General features: G+C 33.2%; 6 protein-coding genes and 1 pseudogene. 1 reads left to right on the top strand and 6 read right to left on the bottom strand.

Annotation, left to right across the window (positions count from 1 at the left end):
- From ACH2BP_RS05520 to ACH2BP_RS05495, 6 genes and pseudogenes are all read right to left on the bottom strand, one after another.
- Positions 1 to 343 (bottom strand): annotated as a pseudogene (locus ACH2BP_RS05520) (hypothetical protein); the annotation flags it as partial.
- A 2-nt stretch (positions 344 to 345) separates the two neighbouring features.
- Complete coding sequence (locus tag ACH2BP_RS05515) at positions 346 to 1,035, bottom strand: YjjG family noncanonical pyrimidine nucleotidase (protein ID WP_395057808.1); 690 nt, start codon at positions 1,033 to 1,035, stop codon at positions 346 to 348.
- Positions 1,036 to 1,044: 9 nt separating this feature from the next.
- Positions 1,045 to 1,740 carry a DNA repair protein RadC gene (radC, locus tag ACH2BP_RS05510; protein ID WP_395057806.1) on the bottom strand — a complete coding sequence of 232 codons (696 nt, stop codon included), beginning with the start codon at positions 1,738 to 1,740 and terminating at the stop codon, positions 1,045 to 1,047.
- A gap of 11 nt (positions 1,741 to 1,751) precedes the next feature.
- On the bottom strand, positions 1,752 to 2,210 hold the full coding sequence (locus tag ACH2BP_RS05505) for a GNAT family N-acetyltransferase (protein WP_395057804.1): 459 nt from the start codon (positions 2,208 to 2,210) through the stop codon (positions 1,752 to 1,754).
- A 5-nt stretch (positions 2,211 to 2,215) separates the two neighbouring features.
- Positions 2,216 to 3,571 carry a UDP-N-acetylmuramate--L-alanine ligase gene (murC, locus tag ACH2BP_RS05500; RefSeq protein WP_395057802.1) on the bottom strand — a complete coding sequence of 452 codons (1,356 nt, stop codon included), beginning with the start codon at positions 3,569 to 3,571 and terminating at the stop codon, positions 2,216 to 2,218.
- Positions 3,572 to 3,630: 59 nt separating this feature from the next.
- Positions 3,631 to 4,326, bottom strand: a complete 696-nt coding sequence (locus ACH2BP_RS05495; RefSeq protein WP_395057800.1) for a tetratricopeptide repeat protein — start codon at positions 4,324 to 4,326, stop codon at positions 3,631 to 3,633.
- A 134-nt stretch (positions 4,327 to 4,460) separates the two neighbouring features.
- On the opposite strand from ACH2BP_RS05495, the gene ACH2BP_RS05490 reads away from it, so the two are divergent.
- Positions 4,461 to 4,801: UDP-2,3-diacylglucosamine diphosphatase (locus tag ACH2BP_RS05490; protein WP_395057798.1), on the top strand; the 341-nt coding region annotated here is incomplete at its 3' end.

The raw sequence follows: 4,801 nt of genomic DNA, 5'->3' as shown, positions 1-4,801 counted from the left end.
TTTCTTTACTTATTCCTGTTACCGATTGAAAAATAATTTTCTCGTTACAGTCCTTAAAAACGACATGAAGTTTTGTGGTCAAAAATGATTTTTCTTTTACTACATCAAAATACAGCAAACTACATCTGTTATTGAATTCACTACCAATTGTTTCATTAGTATAATAAGCATCAAACCCTGCCTTATTTAAATTAAACTTTGACAAAGTTGCCAGACGGTATTGATTTTCTGTTTTAGTGAAATCAAATTTTAATGGAATTATCACCGATCTATAATCATTTACTGATTGCGAAAAACCGTAACTTCCAATCAACAGTAAAAAAATTAAAGTTGCTTTTTTCATAATTATAAGTATTTCTTTAGTTCTAATAAATGACTGACTTGTTTAATATTTTGTTCCACTTGGACATTACTGCCATTAAAGAAAATAGCATCTAATCCTGCATCAAGCGCTCCTTGCACATCAGCCTCAAGGCAATCACCAATCATAATACTAAATTCTTTTTGCGCCTTAGCCAAATCTAATGCATATCTAAAAATAATAGGATTTGGTTTTTTTACTCCCGCCATTTCAGAATTAGTAATGGAATGAAAATAAGAACCGATTTTTGAATTATTTAATTTTTTAAACTGAACGTCCGCAAAACCATTCGTAATTATATGCAAATTATATTTCGGCTTCAGATAATCCAACAGCTCAATTGCACCATCAAAAAGATGATTATTCTCTGGTAAAAACCGAATGTAATCATTTGCTATTGAATCAATTTCTTCATCAGAAATTATGTAGTCTATAGCGTCAAATGAATGCTTTAGTCTATTATAACGCAATTCTGCATGTGTGATTTTATCATATTGATATAACTTCCAACAGGCCTGATTTATTGGAACGTATTTTTCAATGAAATCTTTCGTTTCAATTGTTGGATGATTTTTATTGAAAATAGCCTCAAATGTCAATTCAGAATTCCTATCAAAATCCCAAAGCGTATGATCTAAATCAAAGAAAACATCTTTTATATTCGTATTTTTCATTTTTATTTTCTAAAATATCCCTTCATCAACAAAACAAAAATAATTAGCCTCCGTCACGATAAGATGGTCTAGTACTTTTATTTCCAAACTGTCTCCGGCTATTTTTAACTTCTTTGTAATTTGTTTATCCGCATCACTCGGAATCAATGTTCCTGAGGGATGATTGTGGCATAATATTAATCCCGTTGCCCCCATTTCCAGTGCCATTTTAAAAACCAATCTCACATCTACCAAAGTTCCAGTTATACCGCCTTTACTGAGTTGTGATTTTGAAATGACTTTGTTTGAATTATTCAAATATACAATCCAAAATTCCTCGTGTGGCAATTCACCAATAATAGGCTGCATGATTTCGAAAATTGTTTTACTGGAAGTAATTTTTGTTAGCTCAACAGCATCCTCTGACCTTCTTCGCCTCCCAAGTTCTAAAGCGGCAATAATCGAAATTGCTTTCGCTTCGCCAATCCCTTTAAAATTTGTCAATTGAGAAATCGATAATTTCCCTAACGCATTCAAATTATTACTGACACTTCCTAAAATCCTTTTGCTCAAATCTACCGCCGATTCGTTCCGACTTCCTGAGCCAATCAAAATAGCAATCAATTCTGCATCACTCAAAGCACTTTTGCCTTTTAGCATTAGCTTTTCTCGTGGCTTGTCATCTTCGGACCAATTGGTAATAGGAAAAAAGGAATTTTCGGCCATTCACTTATGATTTAAATTTGTTTCTGCATGCAAATACTATTTTCTAAACCTATATATGGCTCATAATTATCTATAATTGTATAACCCACTTTCTGATATAATCCGATAGCTTCTTTTTGTTTATACAACGTTTCCAGTACAGAGCAAGAAAAACCTAGCTCATGTGCCCAAAGTTCCAATTCAAGTATTATTTTTTTTGCCAAGCCTAAGCCTCTTGCTTCTGGAGAGACAAACATACGTTTTAATTCAATTGTATTTTTATCATACTTCTTAAAACAACCGCAGGCAACTGCATTGTTATCAAAATAAACAATAACAACATTAGGATTTAATTCTATGACATTATTTCCCCAATAATTTGTTTTTAATTCTGGGTAACGCTCCCACAAGCTGGCATCTAATGCCGTAATGAGAGCGCCAAAATCAGCATTCTCACTCGTAGTTTTAATAATTTCTATTTTGTTGTTCATTCCTTCTATTTCATCAATTCCTTCACTTCATCAAAATTCAATCCGCCATAGTTACCGGAACTCATCAACAATAAAGCTGAATTGTCGAGATTTAGGTTGAATAAATAGTCTCTGAAATCTTTTGGATTCGTATAAATAATTAAATCTTTTCTGTTGAATGCATTTGCAATTTGTTCGTAAGTCACTTCTTCCAGTTGCTTAATTTTAACTGCATCTGGTGAATAGAAAACAACTGCTTTATCTGCATATTCGAGCGCTCCTTCATATTCTTTTAGGAATTCAGCATTCAAACTGCTATAGGTGTGCAACTCTAAACAAGCTACCAAAGTTCGGTTTGGATATTGCTCTTTTACCGCTTTTGTAGTTGCCGCAACTTTACTGGGAGAATGAGCAAAATCTTTGTAAGCTACTTTGGTTTTGCTTTCAGCAATTTTTTCTAACCTTTTTGACGCTCCTTTGAAACTGGCAATAGCTTCATAAAAATCAGCTTCATCAACACCCATGTTCTGACAAATCCATTTGGCTCCGGCCAAATTATTTAGATTGTGTGCTCCAAAAACTTCTATGGGCATATCGCCTTCAGGCGTCTCGAGAAGCGTAACGCCATCATTTACGGTATATTTTGGAGTATGATAGGCTAATTTTCGGATTGGATTCGTAGCGGCTTCGGCAACACGTTTTACTTCAGAGTCATCTTCGTTGTAAACCAAAATTCCACCATTGGTAATTTTATCAATAAAAATCTCAAACTGTTCTACATAATTCTCATACGTTGGAAATACATTAATATGATCCCAAGCAATTCCAGAAATCAAAGCAATATTAGGCTGATATAAATGAAATTTTGGTCTTCTGTCTATTGGCGAAGACAAATACTCATCCCCTTCTAAAACGATAAAATCATTTTCCTCTGTAAGATGCACCATGGTATCAAATCCTTCCAGTTGTGCCCCAACCATATAATCGACTGCAATATTATGGTAATGCATCACATGAAGAATCATTGAAGTTATAGTTGTTTTTCCATGAGAACCTCCTATAACTACGCGTGTTTTATTTTTGGATTGTTCGTAGAGGAATTCAGGATAGGAATATATTTTTAATCCTAATTCTTGTGCTTTCAATAGCTCTGGATTATCAGCTTTAGCATGCATTCCTAAAATAACAGCTTCAATATCGGAGGTGATTTTTTCAGGAAACCAACCCAATTCTGCGGGTAAAATCCCTTTTTTATCTAATCTTGATTTTGATGGTTCAAAAATGGCGTCATCACTTCCTGTAACTTGATATCCTTTATTGTGTAACGCTAAGGCTAGATTGTGCATGGCACTACCACCGATAGCTATAAAATGTGTACGCATTTTAGTTTATGGTTTATAGTTGTTGTATTCGAAAAAGTCAAAATTTAATTTTCGACCTTTTACCCTCTTTTATTTTTATATTCTTCCAAAACTAATCTAGCTTTTTCAGGATCATTCATCTTATTTCTATACAAATTGGCGAGCTTTTGGTAACTCATTTTTGAGCCTCCAATAGCTATAGCTTTTTTGTAGTTTTGTTCAGCTAACTTGTATCTTTTAAAATATTCGTCAATATGTCCCTTGGACAGATGACCATCTACCGGCGAGAGTTTCATTAATTCATTTGAATACTTAACTGCTTTAGACTGGCTCCCACCAACAATTCCAGGCAACTGTATATACAACTCAATTAACGCCCAACGTGCCTCAATATGCTTTGGATTCAACGCAATTGCTTTTTCAAAAGAACCTCTAACCTCATCAATCATTCCAAGTGCTTTGAATTTATTGCCATTTATAGCTTTCATTCCAAGAACACCACCATATTTATAATAATAATTGGCTTCTACAGGCTTGAGTTGTTTTAGTTTTTTATAGTAACCTATCGCTGCATCCCAAGATTTATCTTTTCCGGCTATGTCTCCTAAATATTCAATGGTTTTTAAATCATGAGGATTAGTTTTTAAAATAGATTCAAAAACTAACTGTGCCTGATCAAATTTTTCTTCTTTGAATAGCTTTTCTCCTTTATCGAAATTGGATTGCGCCAAAATCATCAAAGGAAGTAATAAAAAAAAGTACACTGTTTTTTTCATCTTTCAAAAATAAGAAAATTTTAAAGTAATAAACATATTTTGTTCTGCTTATAAAAGCAACAAAACAAAAAGATATAATAATAATCCTGAAACGTTATCCTAACATAGAGGAATTACTTTAGTAAAAACTAATTATGAATAGGAAACGAAAAATTCCGCTGGTGGTCATAAGTGACATACACCTTGGCACATATGGATGTCATGCCAAAGAATTACTACAATATCTAAAATCTATTCAACCAAAAACCTTGGTTTTAAATGGAGACATCATCGATATGTGGAGTTTCACTAAAAGTTATTTCCCTGCTTCTCACATGAATGTCTTGAGACAAATTATAAAAATGTCTAATCAAGGAACCCGCGTTATATATATTACCGGAAATCACGATGAAGCTTTACGGAAATACTCTGATTTTATATTAGGAAATTTTGAATTGGCTGATAAATTAATTCTGGATTTAGACGGAAAGAAAAC

The sequence above is a fragment of the Flavobacterium sp. genome, from assembly GCF_043756175.1.
GTDB lineage: Bacteria > Bacteroidota > Bacteroidia > Flavobacteriales > Flavobacteriaceae > Flavobacterium.
Note: the sequence above shows the minus strand (reverse complement) of the source record. Positions and strands in the feature narration are given on the sequence as shown.